Origin of the sequence: Pseudomonas sp. SB113 (assembly GCF_040754745.1) — a bacterium.
GTDB classification, from domain to species: domain Bacteria; phylum Pseudomonadota; class Gammaproteobacteria; order Pseudomonadales; family Pseudomonadaceae; genus Aquipseudomonas; species Aquipseudomonas grimontii.
This window is the reverse complement of sequence record NZ_JBFMHW010000004.1, coordinates 166,941-182,733: the sequence shown is the minus strand read 5'-3', so window position 1 is coordinate 182,733 and position 15,793 is coordinate 166,941. Positions and strand designations below refer to the sequence as shown.

General features: G+C 60.5%; 17 protein-coding genes. 11 read left to right on the top strand and 6 right to left on the bottom strand.

What is annotated here, in order from left to right; translation table 11 throughout:
- Window positions 1-21 precede the first annotated feature (21 nt).
- The 3 genes from rpiB (at window position 22) to AB1462_RS07355 (ending at window position 3,460) form a co-directional block, all read left to right on the top strand.
- Window positions 22-483: a ribose 5-phosphate isomerase B gene (rpiB, locus tag AB1462_RS07365; RefSeq protein WP_016969738.1), complete on the top strand. Its 462-nt coding sequence runs from the start codon at window positions 22-24 to the stop codon at window positions 481-483.
- A gap of 63 nt (window positions 484-546) precedes the next feature.
- Window positions 547-1,527, top strand: a complete 981-nt coding sequence (locus AB1462_RS07360) for a sugar-binding transcriptional regulator (protein WP_027608636.1) — start codon at window positions 547-549, stop codon at window positions 1,525-1,527.
- Window positions 1,528-1,897: 370 nt separating this feature from the next.
- Window positions 1,898-3,460 carry a TerC family protein gene (locus AB1462_RS07355; RefSeq protein WP_259193121.1) on the top strand — a complete coding sequence of 521 codons (1,563 nt, stop codon included), beginning with the start codon at window positions 1,898-1,900 and terminating at the stop codon, window positions 3,458-3,460.
- A 26-nt stretch (window positions 3,461-3,486) separates the two neighbouring features.
- Here the strand turns inward: AB1462_RS07355 and AB1462_RS07350 are convergent, their stop codons facing one another.
- The 4 genes from AB1462_RS07350 to AB1462_RS07335 form a co-directional block, all read right to left on the bottom strand.
- Window positions 3,487-4,440, bottom strand: coding sequence for a hypothetical protein (locus AB1462_RS07350; RefSeq protein WP_259193120.1), 954 nt, complete (start codon window positions 4,438-4,440; stop codon window positions 3,487-3,489).
- A gap of 11 nt (window positions 4,441-4,451) precedes the next feature.
- Window positions 4,452-5,195 carry a hypothetical protein gene (locus AB1462_RS07345; protein WP_367246471.1) on the bottom strand — a complete coding sequence of 248 codons (744 nt, stop codon included), beginning with the start codon at window positions 5,193-5,195 and terminating at the stop codon, window positions 4,452-4,454.
- 192 nt (window positions 5,196-5,387) lie between these two features.
- On the bottom strand, window positions 5,388-5,735 hold the full coding sequence (locus AB1462_RS07340) for a co-chaperone YbbN (protein WP_259193117.1): 348 nt from the start codon (window positions 5,733-5,735) through the stop codon (window positions 5,388-5,390).
- A 77-nt stretch (window positions 5,736-5,812) separates the two neighbouring features.
- Window positions 5,813-6,061 carry a hypothetical protein gene (locus AB1462_RS07335; protein WP_259193116.1) on the bottom strand — a complete coding sequence of 83 codons (249 nt, stop codon included), beginning with the start codon at window positions 6,059-6,061 and terminating at the stop codon, window positions 5,813-5,815.
- 333 nt (window positions 6,062-6,394) lie between these two features.
- Here AB1462_RS07335 and AB1462_RS07330 point away from each other — a divergent pair, with 333 nt between their 5' ends.
- The 8 genes from AB1462_RS07330 (at window position 6,395) to AB1462_RS07295 (ending at window position 12,827) form a co-directional block, all read left to right on the top strand.
- Complete coding sequence (locus tag AB1462_RS07330; protein WP_027608633.1) at window positions 6,395-7,243, top strand: transporter substrate-binding domain-containing protein; 849 nt, start codon at window positions 6,395-6,397, stop codon at window positions 7,241-7,243.
- A gap of 52 nt (window positions 7,244-7,295) precedes the next feature.
- Window positions 7,296-7,958, top strand: a complete 663-nt coding sequence (locus tag AB1462_RS07325; protein WP_090403350.1) for an amino acid ABC transporter permease — start codon at window positions 7,296-7,298, stop codon at window positions 7,956-7,958.
- A gap of 11 nt (window positions 7,959-7,969) precedes the next feature.
- Complete coding sequence (locus AB1462_RS07320; RefSeq protein ID WP_090403352.1) at window positions 7,970-8,632, top strand: amino acid ABC transporter permease; 663 nt, start codon at window positions 7,970-7,972, stop codon at window positions 8,630-8,632.
- On the top strand, window positions 8,629-9,411 hold the full coding sequence (locus tag AB1462_RS07315) for an amino acid ABC transporter ATP-binding protein (protein WP_090403354.1): 783 nt from the start codon (window positions 8,629-8,631) through the stop codon (window positions 9,409-9,411). The genes AB1462_RS07320 and AB1462_RS07315 overlap by 4 nt, the downstream gene beginning before the upstream one ends.
- A 16-nt stretch (window positions 9,412-9,427) precedes the next feature.
- On the top strand, window positions 9,428-9,817 hold the full coding sequence (locus tag AB1462_RS07310; RefSeq protein ID WP_090403356.1) for a RidA family protein: 390 nt from the start codon (window positions 9,428-9,430) through the stop codon (window positions 9,815-9,817).
- A 106-nt stretch (window positions 9,818-9,923) separates the two neighbouring features.
- Window positions 9,924-10,688, top strand: a complete 765-nt coding sequence (locus AB1462_RS07305) for an IclR family transcriptional regulator (protein ID WP_090409928.1) — start codon at window positions 9,924-9,926, stop codon at window positions 10,686-10,688.
- Between the two features lie 9 nt (window positions 10,689-10,697).
- Window positions 10,698-11,906, top strand: a complete 1,209-nt coding sequence (locus AB1462_RS07300) for an amino acid deaminase (protein WP_367246470.1) — start codon at window positions 10,698-10,700, stop codon at window positions 11,904-11,906.
- Between the two features lie 9 nt (window positions 11,907-11,915).
- Window positions 11,916-12,827 carry a sugar kinase gene (locus AB1462_RS07295; RefSeq protein WP_367246469.1) on the top strand — a complete coding sequence of 304 codons (912 nt, stop codon included), beginning with the start codon at window positions 11,916-11,918 and terminating at the stop codon, window positions 12,825-12,827.
- A 139-nt stretch (window positions 12,828-12,966) separates the two neighbouring features.
- Here AB1462_RS07295 and AB1462_RS07290 read toward each other — a convergent pair whose 3' ends face one another.
- Window positions 12,967-13,242, bottom strand: coding sequence for a peptidylprolyl isomerase (locus tag AB1462_RS07290; protein ID WP_003174397.1), 276 nt, complete (start codon window positions 13,240-13,242; stop codon window positions 12,967-12,969).
- 31 nt (window positions 13,243-13,273) lie between these two features.
- A complete protein-coding gene (locus AB1462_RS07285) occupies window positions 13,274-15,781 on the bottom strand; it encodes a PAS domain-containing sensor histidine kinase (RefSeq protein ID WP_090403362.1) in 2,508 nt (835 codons plus the stop codon).
- Window positions 15,782-15,793: the final 12 nt, after the last annotated feature.

The window sequence follows — 15,793 nt, the reverse complement described above, 5'->3', positions numbered from 1 at the left end:
ACGGCAGCGGAGCCAGACGCCATGAACACACCTTTCCCGGTGGCTATCGGATGCGATGAAGCGGGTTTTGAGCTCAAGGAGCTGTTAAAGCGCCATATCGAGGCGCTGGGCTATCCGGTGACCGACTTCGGCACCCATTCCACCGCGCCGGTGTTGTACCCGGACATCGCCCTGGCCGTGGCCACCGCCATCAATGCCGGGCAGCAGCGCCTGGGCGTGCTGGTGTGCGGCACGGGGATCGGCATGGCGATCTCGGCCAACAAGGTGCTCGGGATTCGTGCGGCCCAGGCCCATGACACCTACTCGGCAGAGCGGGCGCGCAAGAGCAACGATGCGCAGATCCTGTCTATCGGCGCGCGGGTGATCGGCGCCGAACTGGCGAAAAGCATCGTCAAGTCGTTCCTGGAGTCGGAGTTCGAGGCGGCACGTTCCGGGGCCAAGGTCGAGCGCATCAATGCGATCGAGCGCGATGGGCATCAATAGTGGACGTAGCAGGGCAAGAGTCGGGAGAATGCGCCTTTGACGCCGAAACGGAAGCCCGTCCCCATGAGTGACAGTACCCAGCGCATGGCCAGTGATATTGATCAGATGACTGAAGTGGCGATGCTCTATTACCTCGAGAACGTCACTCAGGAAGCCATCGCCAAGCGTTTCGACCTGTCGCGGGCAAAAGTCAGCCGGCTGCTCAAACGTGCGCGGGACGAAGGCATTGTCGAGGTGCGCGTATTGCAGCACCCGGCGATGAACAACGAGCTGGAACAGGCGCTGGTGGCGCGCTTCAAGCTGGATCGTGCGTTGATCGCGGTCGATCACAGCGATCCCGATACCCAGCGCTCGGCCGTCGCCAGCCTGGTGGCCAACTACCTGAACAAGACCTTGAGCGACGGCATGATCGTCGCCGTCGGCATGGGCCGCAATGTCGGTGCCGTGGCCGATAACGTGTTCCTGCCGGTGACGCGCAACTGCACATTTGTCTGCGCCATCGGTGGTTCGCTCAAGGCCGGTGAATACATGAACCCCGACCATATCTGCCGACGCCTGGCCCTGCGCTTTGGCGGCGAGAGTGAAAGCCTGTACGCCCCGGCCCTGGTGGCCAACCCGGAGCTGCGCGGTGTGTTGATCAATAACGACACGGTGCGCTCCACCCTCGACCGCGCGCGGCGGGCAGACATGGCGCTGATCGGCATCGGTGACATGAGCGAGAACAGCAACATGGTGCGCATGGGCTGGTTCTCGCCCCAGGAGATTGCCCAGGCGCGGCTGTCCGGCACCGTGGGCGACATGATGGGCTATGACTTCATCGATATTCACGGCCAGCCGGCGGTCAACGCGATTCAGGGGCGGGTGATCGGGTTGACGGTGCAGGAGTTGTTTCGCATCCCGGACGTGGTGGCGATTGCCAGCGAGAACACCAAGGCGGCGGCGACGTTGGGGGCGCTGCGGTCGGGCGTGATCAATACGTTGGCGACGACGGTGACGAATGCCCACACCATCCTGGCGCTGGACGATGCAACCCGTAAAACCTGACACGTCAGTGCTCAAATGTGGGGGGCTTGCCCCCGATGGCGGTGGGTCAGTCACAGTTGCATTTACTGACACACCCTCATCGGGGGCAAGCCCCCTCCCACATGATTTTGTGTGGGGTTCGAAGACAGGTTTTGTAATAGTTTTGCATTGTGGGAAATTTGTATTTCGCCTGTAGGATTCAAGTCCTTTTGTTATTTCAGGACGTGCATGAACATCCTCTCGGAGCCTCCCAGTCGTCTTTCCCCAAGACATTTGCTGCCGCTGTTCCCCCTGAAGCACCCCGTATTCCGACTGATAACCTTGTCCCGGTCCACTGACCGCGCATTGCCGTGTCCGGCATTCTGAACACCTGAATACAGAGACTTTATAAATGGAATGGTTAGCGGATCCAACGGCCTGGCTCGGCCTGTTGACCTTGATTGTGCTGGAACTGGTGCTGGGCATCGACAACCTGGTGTTTATTGCGATCCTGGCGGACAAGCTCCCGCCGGAGCAACGTGACCGTGCGCGGTTGATCGGTTTGTCCCTGGCGTTGCTGATGCGCCTGGGCCTGCTGGCGAGTATTTCCTGGTTGGTGACCCTCACCCAGCCGCTGTTCGAGGTGTTCGACAAGAGCTTCTCCGGGCGTGACCTGATCATGCTGTTCGGCGGTGTGTTCCTGTTGTTCAAGGCCACCATGGAATTGCACGAACGCCTGGAAGGTCATGTGGCCCAGCGCACCGGCAACGTGGCGTACGCCATGTTCTGGCCGATCGTGGCGCAGATCGTGGTGCTCGATGCGGTGTTTTCCCTGGATGCGGTGATTACTGCCGTCGGCATGGTGGATGAGTTGGCGGTGATGATGATCGCGGTGATCATTTCCATCGGCCTGATGATCGTCGCGAGTAAGCCGCTCACGCGCTTCGTCAACGCCCACCCGACGGTGATCATGCTGTGCCTGGGCTTCCTGATGATGATCGGTTTTGCCCTGACCGCCGAAGGCCTGGGTTTCCATATTCCCAAGGGCTATCTGTACGCGGCGATTGGTTTCTCGATCCTGATCGAGGTGTTCAACCAGATTGCCCGCGCGCGTCGCAAGAAATCTGCACAGGGTGTGTTGCCGGTGCGTGAGCGGACGGCCCATGCGGTGATGCGCTTGCTCGGCGGCCGCAGCCTGGCGGTGGAAGAAGTGGATGAAGACGTGGCCGACCTGTTGGGCGAGACGGATGCAGCGCAAGGGCCGCTGTTCGACCGACGTGAGCGGGTGATGATCAGCGGTGTGCTGCAACTGGCCGAGCGGCCGATTCGCACCTTGATGACGCCGCGCGCCAAGGTCGACTTTATCGACCTGGCGGATGATCCCGACACGATTCGCCTGAAACTGATGCATTCGTCCTATTCGCGCCTGCCGTTGATCCGTAATGGCGCGGTGGATGAGCCGCTGGGCTTCGTGCACAAGAAGGAACTGCTCAAGGAATACCTGGCCGGCAACGAGCCGAACCTGGAACACCTCGCGCGTCGGGCGATCAACCTGCTGGAGAGCTTTTCGATCCTCAACGCCCTGGAACAGATGCGCCAGGAATCGACCCATATTGCCTTCGTGATCAACGAATTCGGTGACTTCATGGGCGTGTTGAGCATGACCGACATTCTTGAATCCATCGCCGGTGAATTGCCGGATGCCAGCGAGATCGAAGGGCCGGATATTGTCGAGGAGGGCGCTGGCTTCCGAGCGAATGGCGCCTTGAACCTCACCCAGATTCGTCAACGTACCGGCTTCAAGGCTGTCGCGACCGAGGATTACCAGACCCTGGCCGGTCTGGTAATGAGCCTGCTCGACCGCCTGCCGGTGGTGGGCGATAGCCTGGAGCATGAGGGCTGGCGCCTGACGGTGGCAGCGGTGGAGGAGCGGCGGGTGACGCAGGTGTTATTGCTTCAACAGGTCAGGAGGTGATGTGAATTACCTGTCGCCGCGCTCATTCATTGACTCGGAGTGAAAGATTGTGGGCCCGTGTTTTTGTTTCTCTTAAATTGCACTTCGAGGTGTTTCTCCCGTTCTTCATCGGAGTCAAGCGCGACATAGTTTTGGAATTTTTTTGTCAGGACAACAGCCATGCCCGCGGGTATCGAGGGGTTAGACCTTTGGGGCATGGATGGCTGGGCATCAAAGAAGGCCGAGAGTTTGTGCAGTTCACCAAGGTCGCACACCGGCCAGCACTCGCCAGTGTCGCTGGCGATTGCCACTTTCATAGGGTGCTTGCCACCGCCCGCGCCATCGGTATGGACCCTGCACAGCAAGCTTAGATAATCCGCCATCTCTTGAAGCGTTAATCCGTAGGACGAATCGCGGAGCAGTGTTCTGATCTCTATGGCTGGAGGGCGATTGCTCGCGGGTTGAGTGACAACCTGGTAATAAATGCGGGCTTCAAGCGTGAGGGGTTTTAGAATGTCCGAGTCTTGAGTATCAGCAGATACGAAGTAGTGCCCCCGCTCTGATATCTCGATTAGCCGCTTGTGTTTTACACAATCGAGCAGGCGCATCAATACACCGATGAACTTGGTGTGCTCAGTGCTTTTATCTCCGATATGAGCTTTGAACTCCATCAGAAAGAAGCGTTTTCCACTGGCGGTGACGACATCTCCGGCGGCGCTTTCTGCCTTTCCATCAAGTTTGGCAAGCAATGGCGGTGTAATCGGTTTGCGCTTGACGTCCTTGGCTATGGATTCCAAGGCAGCTTTATACAGGGACAATAGAATTGCAGGATCACACGGGTCTGGAGAGTGATTTTTTTCTGGAATTAAACCCGTGCACGACTCCAGTATCAGGCTCTCGCGTTCTTCATTGTGTAGCACCCATTGAATATCTCGGAAAGCCAGAATCAACGTGTCTTCCCATGGGGATTCCGGTTTCACTGCGTCAAGCGGATCGCTCATATCCATGCCCCTCAGTTAACCGCCACACCACTGAACTTAACCACATTGTCCTCGCCTTTAAGGCTGCGGAACCTGACCTTGAGCGCCGGGATACTGTCCAATTTGCCGCGTACGGGCTGAAACACCAGAGTGATGCGGGTCGGCACGTTGCGTACCAGAGGGAAGCTGTTCCATTGATCTGTCTTCGATTGGCCGACCTGCAACTGTTCGACATCCACTGAGCCCCCTGTCTTTTCAAACAGGGTGCTCTGCTTGAGGTCGCGCACATCGCGGTCCACATTGGTGTTGGTCAGCTCCAGCACGCAATTGGGGGACTGGCCGATTTGTTCGCACTCCACCAGTTCGATACGCACGCCATCGACCAGCTCGATACGTTTACCAAATAGGTTGGCGCCGTCATTTTCGATGATCAGCTTTTGCGACTGGGCAAACTCGAAAGTGGGTTTAGCGTATTCGCTGCCCAGGATAAAGAAACCACCCGCGAGCAGTATCGCGAGGGCAACCGACAGCGTGCCTTTAATCGCCTCAGGTAAGCGTCGTGCCTGCCAGCCGATAGATAGGGCGGCCAAGAACAGGAACACGCTGATCACCAGGATCAGGTTCTTCCAATTGAGAAAGCCAAAACCAAACACGCTGGGGTCCGGGAACACGTAGGTGATCAGCGCCCACATCGTGCCCAGTGTGGCGCTGATGCCGGCCATGACTTTAGTGATTGCGATATTCAGGCGTTTTTGCGGAAGAAGCGGAGTATCCATACGGGTTTTAAAATCCATTGTAGCAGTGACGCTGGCTGCCGAGGCGGTGCGAGCGGAAGTGGGAGAGGTCTGTCAAGGGTGACGCAGTAAAGGCATTGGGCCATTATCCAGTAAGTGGCCCTCCGGTAAAGCACTATCAGTAAAAAGAACAGCACGTTGAGCGCGTGCCGCATGCTCGCGCCCAGGCGAGAGTCAGCGGGTCGAAGCCTCTTTAGCGTAGTGGCTGAACAGCTCATTCACCCTGTGTTCCTGGTCCTCCTGGGGGCCAAGTCCTTTGAGTTTGTCTACAAGTTGCCCCTGCTTGAAGATGAGTAAGGTCGGCGTGCCGTTGACCTCCGGATGCCTGGGTGTGTGTTCGGTGTCGAGGACCATGCTTTTCACCTGATCGACGTATCTGCTGGCGATCTGCTCAAACAGCGGGGTGGCTTCGGCGCAGGCGGGGCAGTGGGGGGAAACAAACAGCATGAACAACAGGGGGTGCTCGGCTAGCGTGCGCTGGTAGTCCTTGGCGCTGGCAATGATCGATGTTGCAATGCCCATGCTGATCTCCTTGGGAAGGTTGGAGTGCCACTTTTGGCACGCTAAACCGCGAGATCACTACCGTCTACTGTCAACCTTCACAGGTCCACATCACGCTCCGCACGTTCCCGGGCCTTGCGCGCCTGGCTAGCGCACTTGCGGTATTCCTCATTGTCACGGGACGCCTTGGCGCGGCGATAGCCATGGTGATTCTGGCTGCTGTAGTTGGCGTCGAAGGCTTCCTTGAGGTTGCGCAGTTCTTCTTTGCATTCGCGGCGGTCGTTGTTGGCCGAGGCGCTGCCGGCCGCCAGAAAACACAGCAAGACCAGGGTGAGACTGAACTTCATCGGACTGCGGTCCTTGTCATGAGGGGTGTGCCAAAGGCTAGTCCAGCACAGTGGATTTTCCATCGGGCGAGTGCACTGTCGATGTGCGTAGTAACGGGGCGGTGACGCACTTGAATCGTGCTGTCACCACCGTGTGAGGCCTTGGGTAGCAATCCGCTTGCAAGTGCTGGCGCAACGCCGCATTTCAGATTGCGATTTATCTACCTGATTACTAAGCAATTTATCCAAGCCATAGGTTTCACTCGGTACGTGTGGCACACTTTCTGCTGTCTGTTCCGTTGTTACATACTAAGTTCCGGTATAGCGGAATACACAACTCCTGGAGTGCTTGTCATGCATCACCGACCTTCCGTGTTTAAAGCGTGTGTTTTTCTCTTCGCCGCATCGGCTTCCCTCGCAGGCATCGTGCAGGCGGCGGACAGCAAGCTCGATGATGTGCTCAAGCGTGGGCACCTGATCGTGGGTACAGGCAGTACCAATGCGCCGTGGCACTTCCAGGGAGCGGATGGCAAGTTGCAGGGTTTTGATATCGATATCGGTCGCATTGTGGCCAAGGGCTTGTTCAACGACCCGAGCAAGGTCGAGTTTGTGGTGCAGTCCTCCGACGCCCGCATTCCCAACCTGCTGACCGACAAGGTCGACATGAGCTGCCAGTTCATCACCGTCACCGCCAGCCGTGCGCAGCAAGTGGCGTTCACGCTGCCGTACTACCGCGAAGGCGTGGGCCTGCTGCTGCCGAACAACAGCAAGTACAAGGAAATCGAAGACCTGCAGGCGGCGGGCGATGGCGTCACCGTGGCCGTGCTGCAGAACGTGTACGCCGAAGAACTGGTGCACCAGGCATTGCCCAAGGCCAAGGTCGACCAGTACGACAGCGTCGACTTGATGTACCAGGCCGTGAACTCCGGCCGCGCCGATGCCGCCGCCACCGACCAGTCCTCGGTCAAGTACCTGATGGTGCAGAACCCCGGCCGCTACCGCAGCCCGGCCTACGCCTGGAGCCCGCAAACCTATGCGTGCGCGGTCAAGCGTGGCGACCAGGACTGGCTGAACTTCGTCAATACCGCGCTGCATGAAGCCATGACCGGTGTGGAGTTCCCCACCTACAAGGCCTCGTTCAAGCAGTGGTTCGGTGTAGACCTGCCAGAGCCGGCGATTGGTTTCCCTGTTGAATTCAAGTGATTCGGAATAATCGGGGCGGCCGTCACGGCGCCCCAATCAGGTACTGCTGACCATGAACTATCAGTTGAACTTTGCCGCCGTGTGGCGCGATTTCGACACCTTGCTGGCGGGGCTCGGCCTGGGCCTGCAACTGGCCTTGCTGTCGATCGCCATCGGCTGCGTGATCGGCCTGTTGATGGCGTTTGCCATGCTGTCCAGGCACCGCGCGTTGCGCATCTTCGCCTCGGTCTATGTGACGGTGATCCGTAATACGCCGATCCTGGTGCTGATCCTGTTGATCTACTTCGCCTTACCCAGCCTGGGCATCCGCCTGGACAAGATCCCGTCGTTCATCATCACCCTGTCGCTGTACGCCGGTGCCTACCTGACCGAGGTGTTCCGCGCCGGGCTGTTGAATATTCCCAAGGGCTTGCGCGAAGCCGGCTTGGCCATCGGCCTGGGTGAATGGCGGATCCGCGCCTATATCACCGTGCCGGTGATGCTGCGCAACGTGTTGCCCGCGCTGTCCAACAACTTCATTTCGCTGTTCAAGGATACCTCGCTGGCCGCCGCCATCGCGGTGCCCGAGCTGACCTATTACGCCCGCAAGATCAACGTCGAAAGCTACCGGGTGATTGAAACCTGGCTGGTCACGACCGCGCTCTACGTGGCGGCCTGTTACCTCATTGCCATGCTGCTCCGTTACTTGGAACAGCGTCTGGCGATCCGTCGTTAAGGAGGGTTTCCATGTACGAGTCTCCCAGCTGGCTGCATGAGTTGTGGATCGCCCGGGATACCCTCTGGGCGGGGTTTCAGACCAGCATTTATTGCTCGGTGCTGGCGATTATCTTTGGCACCCTGATCGGTATCTTCGCCGGGCTGGTGCTGACGTATGGCAAGTTCTGGATGCGTGCGCCGTTTCGCCTGTATGTCGATTTGATCCGTGGCACCCCGGTGTTTGTGCTGGTGCTGGCGTGTTTCTACATGCTGCCGGCGCTCGGCTGGAAAATCAGCGCATTCCAGGCCGGCGCCGTCGGGCTCACGTTGTTCTGCGGTTCCCACGTTTCGGAAATCGTGCGCGGTGCGCTGCAAGCCATTCCCCGTGGGCAGTTGGAAGCCGGCAAGGCGATTGGCCTGACATTCCGGCAGTCACTCGCCTACGTGCTGTTGCCCCAGGCACTGCGGCAGATCCTGCCGACCTGGGTCAATTCCTCGACGGAAATCGTCAAGGCCTCGACCTTGCTCTCGGTGATCGGCGTCGCCGAATTGCTGTTGAGCACCCAGCAAGTGATCGCGCGTACCTTCATGACCCTGGAGTTCTACCTGTTCGCCGGGTTTCTGTTCTTTGTCATCAACTACGCCATCGAGTTATTCGGGCGCTACATTGAAAAGCGGGTGGCCTTGCCATGAACCAACCTCAAACAACCCAACCGCTGCTGGACATTCGCGGCCTGCGTAAACAATACGGCGAGGTTGAAGTGCTCAAGGGCGTCGACCTGTCCATGCAGCGCGGCAACGTGGTGACGTTGATCGGCTCCAGCGGCTCGGGCAAGACCACACTGCTGCGTTGTGTCAACCTGCTGGAAGAATTCCAGGGTGGGCAGATCACCCTGGACGGCGAGTCCATCGGCTACAGCGAGATCGGCGGCAAGCGCGTGCGTCACCCCGAGCGCGTGATCGCCCAGCACCGGGCGATGACCGGCATGGCGTTCCAGCAGTTCAACCTGTTCCCACATTTGAGCGCGTTGCAGAACGTGACCCTGGGCTTATTGAAAGTTAAGAAAATGCCTAAGGACGAGGCAGTAGCGCTCGCGGAAAAATGGTTGGATCGCGTAGGACTTTTGGAGCGCCGCAACCACTTCCCCGGCCAGTTGTCCGGCGGCCAGCAGCAGCGTGTGGCGATTGCCCGCGCGATTGCGATGAACCCCAGCCTGATGCTGTTCGACGAAGTCACCTCGGCCCTCGACCCGGAATTGGTGGGTGAGGTGCTCAGCGTGATCAAGGGCCTGGCGGAAGAGGGCATGACCATGTTGCTGGTCACCCACGAAATGCGTTTTGCCTATGAAGTCTCGGATCAGATCGTCTTCATGAACCAGGGCCGGATTGAAGAGCAGGGCTCGTCGAAGGCCATCTTCGAGCGGCCGCAATCGCCGCGCCTGGCGGAATTTCTCAAGAACATTCGTTTTTAATCAGGAGCAAAGTTTTATGAGCATCACTCGTTACGGAGCCGGCAGTACTGCCGGCGGTGGCCAGCCTCGTCCCTTCGCCCGCGCTGTGGAAGCGGACGGCTGGTTGTACGTCTCGGGCCAAGTGCCTGCGGTGGACGGCGAAATCATCAGCGGCGGGATCATCGAGCAAACCCGCCAGACCATGCGCAACGTGGTGGCGATCCTCGAAGAAGCCGGCTACGAGTTGAAAGACGTGGTGCGGGTGGGCGTGTGGCTGGAAGACCCGCGGGACTTCTGGAGTTTCAACAAGGTCTTCGGCGAGTACTTCACCCCGGAACACGCCCCGGCGCGGGCCTGCGTGCAGGCCAACATGATGGTGGACTGCAAAGTCGAGATTGATTGCGTGGCCTACAAGAAAAAGGGCTAAATTGCCCCACTCTTAAGCCCACCAGAGATCAAATGTGGGAGGGGGCTTGCCCCCTCCCACAGTGGACCTGCGCCAGCCCTACCATTTCGACCGGACCGAAATTGCCATGACCGAAGACACCATCAAACGCCGCGCCAAAGGCCTGGACCGTGCATTCGATATCCTCGATTTTCTCAAGGAAGTCGGCCAGCCCCTGCGCCCGAATGATATTGCCAGCGGCATCGGCAGTCCCAAATCCACCGTCTACGAGCTGGTCGCCTCCTTGTTGGAGCGGCGCATCCTCGAAACCGTGGGCAAGGACGGTCACGTCTACCTCGGCCGTCAGTTGTACTTCCTCGGCCAGGCGCACCTGCGCCATTTCGACCTGACCCGCGAGGCCGACCACGCCTTGCAGGAGATCGTTAGCCAGACCCACGAAACCGCGCAGATGTGCCTGCTCAACGGGCGCAAATACACGGTGGCGCTGATGCGTGAAGGCGAGCGGCATTTCCGCATTTCCTCGGACATCGGTGAAGACGCGCCGATCCCATGGACGGCGTCCGGGCGCCTGTTACTGGGGCACTTGAGCGACCAGCAGATCATCGACCTGATCGACCACGACGACTTTATCCTGCCGGATGGCCAGCGCCTGCCGCTGGAGACCTTCCTCGCGCAAATCCGCCAGGCCACCCTCGATGGCTTCTTTTCCTTCGACAGCGTGGCCGACACCTTTACCCACTGCTTCGCCGCCCCGGTCCGGGACGCGCAGGGCGTCAGCATTGCGACCCTGTGCATCGTCGCCCCACGGGCGGATGCCAGCAAAAACTACAACGACTATCGCCGGGTGTTGATCGACAGCGCCAACAACCTGGCCCGTCGCATCAACGAATAGGAGTTTTCCATGTCTGCCATCAATGCCGTTGAAAAGGGCGCCGCTGCCGTCGGTGCCCACTTGGTCCGCGACGTCAGCCTGCCCGCCCTGGTGCTGCACCGCGACGCTCTGGAACACAACATTCGCTGGATGCAGGACTTTGTCAGCAACAGCGGCGCCGAACTCGCGCCCCATGGCAAAACCAGCATGATGCCCGCGCTGTTCCAGCGCCAGATCGCCCAAGGCGCCTGGGGCATCACCCTGGCCAGCGCGGTGCAGACCCGCGCCGCCTATGCCGGTGGCGTGCGCCGCGTGCTGATGGCCAACCAGTTGGTGGGCGCGCCGAACATGGCGTTGATCGCCGACCTGCTGGCCGACAAGGATTTTGACTTCCACTGCATGGTTGACCACCCGGACAACGTCGCCGACCTGGGCCTGTTCTTCGCCGCCCGTGGCCTGCGCCTGAACGTGATGATCGAGTACGGCGTGGTCGGCGGCCGTTGCGGTTGCCGCAGCGAGCAGGAAGTGCGCGACCTGGCCAAGGCGATCAAGGCCCAACCGGCCCTGGCCCTCACCGGTATCGAAGGTTATGAAGGCGTGATCCACGGCGAGCACGCCATCAGCGGCATCCGCGACTTCGCCGCCAGTTTGGTGCGCCTGGCTGTCGACCTGCAAAACAATGGTTCCTTCGACCTGCCCAAGCCCATTATCACTGCGTCAGGTTCGGCCTGGTACGACCTGATCGCCGAGTCCTTCGAGACGCAAAACGCCGCCGGCCGTTTCCTCAGCGTGCTGCGCCCCGGCAGCTACGTGGCGCACGACCATGGCATCTACAAAGCGGCGCAATGCTGTGTGCTCGACCGCCGCAGCGACCTTCATGAAGGCCTGCGTCCGGCCCTCGAAGTCTGGGCCCATGTGCAGTCGTTGCCTGAGCCTGGCTTTGCGGTGATCGCCCTGGGCAAGCGCGACGTGGCCTACGACGCCGGTTTGCCGGTGCCGCTCAAACGCTACCGGGCCGGGATCCTACCGGCGGAAGGCGATGATGTGAGCGCCTGCACCGTCACCGCGGTGATGGACCAACACGCCTTCATGACCGTCGCGGCAGGTGTCGAGCTGCGCATTGGCGACATCATTTCCTTTGGCACCTCGCACCCTTGCCTGACCTTCGACAAATGGCAGGTGGGCTGCCTGGTGGATGAGCAGTTGCAGGTGATCGAGTCCCTGGAAACCCGTTTCTGAGTGTAAACAATGACCACCGCCTCTCCACGCATCGCCCTGATCGGCGAATGCATGATCGAACTGCAACACCGCGCCGACGGCAGCCTGCAACAAAGCTTCGGCGGCGACACCTTGAACGCGGCGGTGTACCTGCGCCGTGAGCTGGGCGATGTCGGCACCGTCGACTACGTCACCGCCCTGGGCGATGACAGCTTCAGCGATGCCATGTGCCAGCAATGGCAAGAAGAGGGTCTTGGGCTGGAGAGGGTCCAGCGCCTGCCTGGGCGTCTGCCCGGTTTGTACTGCATACAGACCGATGCCAACGGCGAGCGCAAATTTCTCTACTGGCGCAACGAAGCGGCCGTGCGCGACTGCTTTACCACGCCGGCAGCCGAACCGATCCTGGCGGCATTGCCGGGGTACGACGTGGTGTATTTCAGCGGCATTACCCTGGCGGTACTCGGTGAAAGTGGGCGCGCGCGTTTGCTTAAGGCCCTGATCGAAACACGCCGGCGTGGCGGCAAAGTGGTGTTCGACAACAACTACCGGCCACGGCTGTGGGCCACGGTGGACGTTGCCCGTGAGGCTTATCGCGCCGTACTGGCCGAGGTGGATATCGCCTTGCTGACCGAGGACGACGAGCGTGCGCTCTTTGGCTATGCCAACAGTGAACAGGTATTTGCGGCCTATCCGGCGATTGCGGAAGTGGTGCTCAAGCGCGGTGCGGATGCGTGTTTGATCCGTTGCGACGGTGAGCGCTTTGTTGTGCCGGCGCTGAAGGTGGAGAAGGTGGTGGACACCACGGCGGCGGGGGATTCGTTCAGTGCGGCGTACCTGGCCAGTCGGCTCAAGGGCGGTTCGCCGCAGGAGGCGGCGTTGGCCGGACATCGGTTGGCGAGCCGTGTCATTCAGGTGCCGGGTGCGCTGATCCCCAGGGAGTAGGTGAATGGCCGCCTGCGGCGGATCGGGAGCAAGTCGAATCGTCGCACCGCCCCTCCCACAGTTGACCGCATTCGTCCAGATGAAATGCGGTCAAGTGTGGGAGGGGGCTTGCTCCCGATAGCAGTCTTAAGTCAACGCCTCAATCGCGATAAAACACCTGCACCAGGTGATAGCCAAACTTGCTCTTGATCGGCCCGTGAACCACCTTCACCGGCTTCTTGAAGATCACTGCATCAATCGCCCCGACCATCTGCCCAGGCCGCACTTCACCCAAATCGCCGCCGCGCTTGCCGGACGGGCAAGTGGAGTACTTCTTGGCCAGCACATCAAAGGCTTCGCCCTTGGCAATGCGCTGCTTGAGTTGTTCGGCTTCTTCGCTGGTTTTCACCAGGATATGGCGGGCTTGGGCTTTCATTGATCTCTACCAGGTGTGCGACGGCGCGCGATTATGCCTGAACTGAACCGTCGACGCTGATCATGCTGCGGATTTTGGTCGCCAGCACGTCGATGGAAAATGGCTTGGCGACCATGTCCATGCCGTCCTCCAGGAAGCCCTGGCGCTCGGCGGCTTTTTCCGCGTAGCCGGTCATGAACAGCACTTTGAGGCCCGGCCGATGCTGGCGGGCGATCTCCGCCAACTGGCGGCCGTTCATGCCGGGCAGGCCGACGTCGGTCACCAGCAGGTCCACGCGCAAATCCGACTCCAGCAACGGCAGCGCCGCCCGCGCATCCGCGGCCTGGTGCGCGGTGTAGCCCAACTCGTCGAGTACGTTGACCACCAGCATGCGCACCGCCGGGTCGTCCTCGACCACCACCACCGCCTCACCGGCAAGGGCTACCGGCGCTTCGCCCAGATGCGTGGGCAGGTTGCTCTCCAGGGAGGTGCCGTGCAGGCGCGGCAGGTACAGGCGCACGCAGGTGCCCTGGCCCGGTTCGCTCTGGATGGTCACGTGGCCACCGGACTGCTGGGCAAACCCATAGATCATCGACAGCCCCAGGCCCGTGCCCTGGCCGATGGGTTTGGTGGTGAAGAAGGGGTCGAACGCCTTGGCGAGAATCTTCGGTGCCATGCCGCTGCCGTTGTCACACACGCCGAGCATCACGTAGTCGCCGGCCCTGACCGGTTCGAGGGTGGTGATGTCGGTACCGTCCAGGTAACTGTTGGCGGTTTCGATCAGCAGTTCGCCGCCGTCGGGCATGGCGTCGCGTGCGTTGATCACCAGGTTGAGCAGGGCGTTTTCCAGTTGGCTGGCGTCGGTGTTGACCGGCCAGATATCGTGGCCCAGTTGTACCTTGAGGGTGATATGCGCGCCCTTGGTGCGTTGGAACAGCTCCTCCAGGGACGCCACCAACTGGTTGGGATCCAACGGGCGAAGGTCCAGCGACTGGCGCCGCGAGAACGCCAGCAGCCGGTGGGTGAGGGCGGCCGCGCGATGGGCCGAGGACACGGCGGCATCGGTAAACCGGCCGATCTCCTCGCTGCGCCCGGCGGCGATGTAGCGCTGCATCAGGTCCAGGCTGCCGATGATGCCGGTAAGCATATTGTTGAAGTCATGGGCGATACCGCCGGTGAGCTGGCCCACCGCTTCCATCTTCTGCGCATGGCGTAGGGCGTCTTCGGCGCGCTCACGCTCGAACATCTCGTTTTGCAGGCGTTCGTTGGCTTCGGCCAGCGCCTGGGTGCGCTGGGCCACGCGTTCTTCGAGGTTCTCGTTGAGGTGGCGCAGGGCTTCTTCGGTGAGTTTGCGTTCGGTTTCATCGATCACAAAGATGTAGAAACCGTTGACCGAACCGTCGTTGCTGAAGCGTGGCAGGTATTTCATCAACGCGTGGCGCGGCCGGCCATCGCGATGGGGGGTAATGGTCATGAAGCTGCAGGACTTGCCCTTGAGCGCGGCGGCGATCTTGTCTTCGCGCCCGGCATACACCTCGTCGCCGAGCACCTCGCGGATGGTCTTGCCGTACAGCTCCTGGGGCGTCATGCCGTACCAGTCAAGGTAGGCGCTGTTGTTCAGGCGAAAGCGCTGCTCATGGTCGACGTAGCCGATCAGTACCGGCATGGCGTTGATGATCAACTGCAGCTCTGTCTGGCTCTGGCGCAGGGCCTGCTCGGTGTGCTTGCGCTCGGTGAGGTCGAGTGCCGCGCCGAGGAAGCGCGCCGGGCGGCCCTGGTGATCCTTGTAGCAACGTCCGCGCGCGAACACCCAGCGCACCTGGCCGTCGGCTTGTTGCAGGCGGTATTCCTCGGCGTATTCGGTGCCGTGGGTGATGCAGTGCTTGATGCTGCGCGTCACTGTGCCCCGGTCTTCGGGATGCACGCCCAGCAGGTAATCGCTGATTGGCAACTGGTCGGACTCGCTCGGGTCGACGCCGTGGAGGTAGGCGAAGTGCGCGTCGGCGATAAAGCGGTCTTCGCCAATATCCCAATCCCAGGTGCCCACCGCGTCGGTGGCGGCCAGGGCCAGTTGCAGGCGTTGTTCGGTGTTGTGTTGGGCCTTGCGGCGCTCGTTGGTTTCGATGGCCGTGACCAGGATGCCAGCCACGCTGCCACTTTCATCGCGGATCGGGCTGTAGGTCAGGTCCAGCCAGATTTCAGTGTCGCGATTGTTGCGTTGCAGGACGAAACGCTGCTCGCTGAACGTACGCACCTGGCCGGTCAGTACGGCGTCGTAGATCGGCGCGGTGAAGCTTTCGAGTTCCGGCCAGGTCTGGTGCGCCGGCTGGCCCATGGCCTCGGGGTGCTTGTTGCCCGCCAGCAGGGCGAAGCCGTCGTTGTAGAGTTGGGTGAGTTGGTTGCCCCACAGCAGGAGCATCGGCATCGGTGAGTGGATGACGATGTCCACGGCTGTGCGCAGGCTTTGCGGCCAATCATTGGCCTCACCGAGGGGGCTGTGTGCCCAGTCCAGCCGCGCAATCAATGCAGCGGCTTCGCTACCGGTGGTTGTTCCCTTCATAAAAAGCCCTGA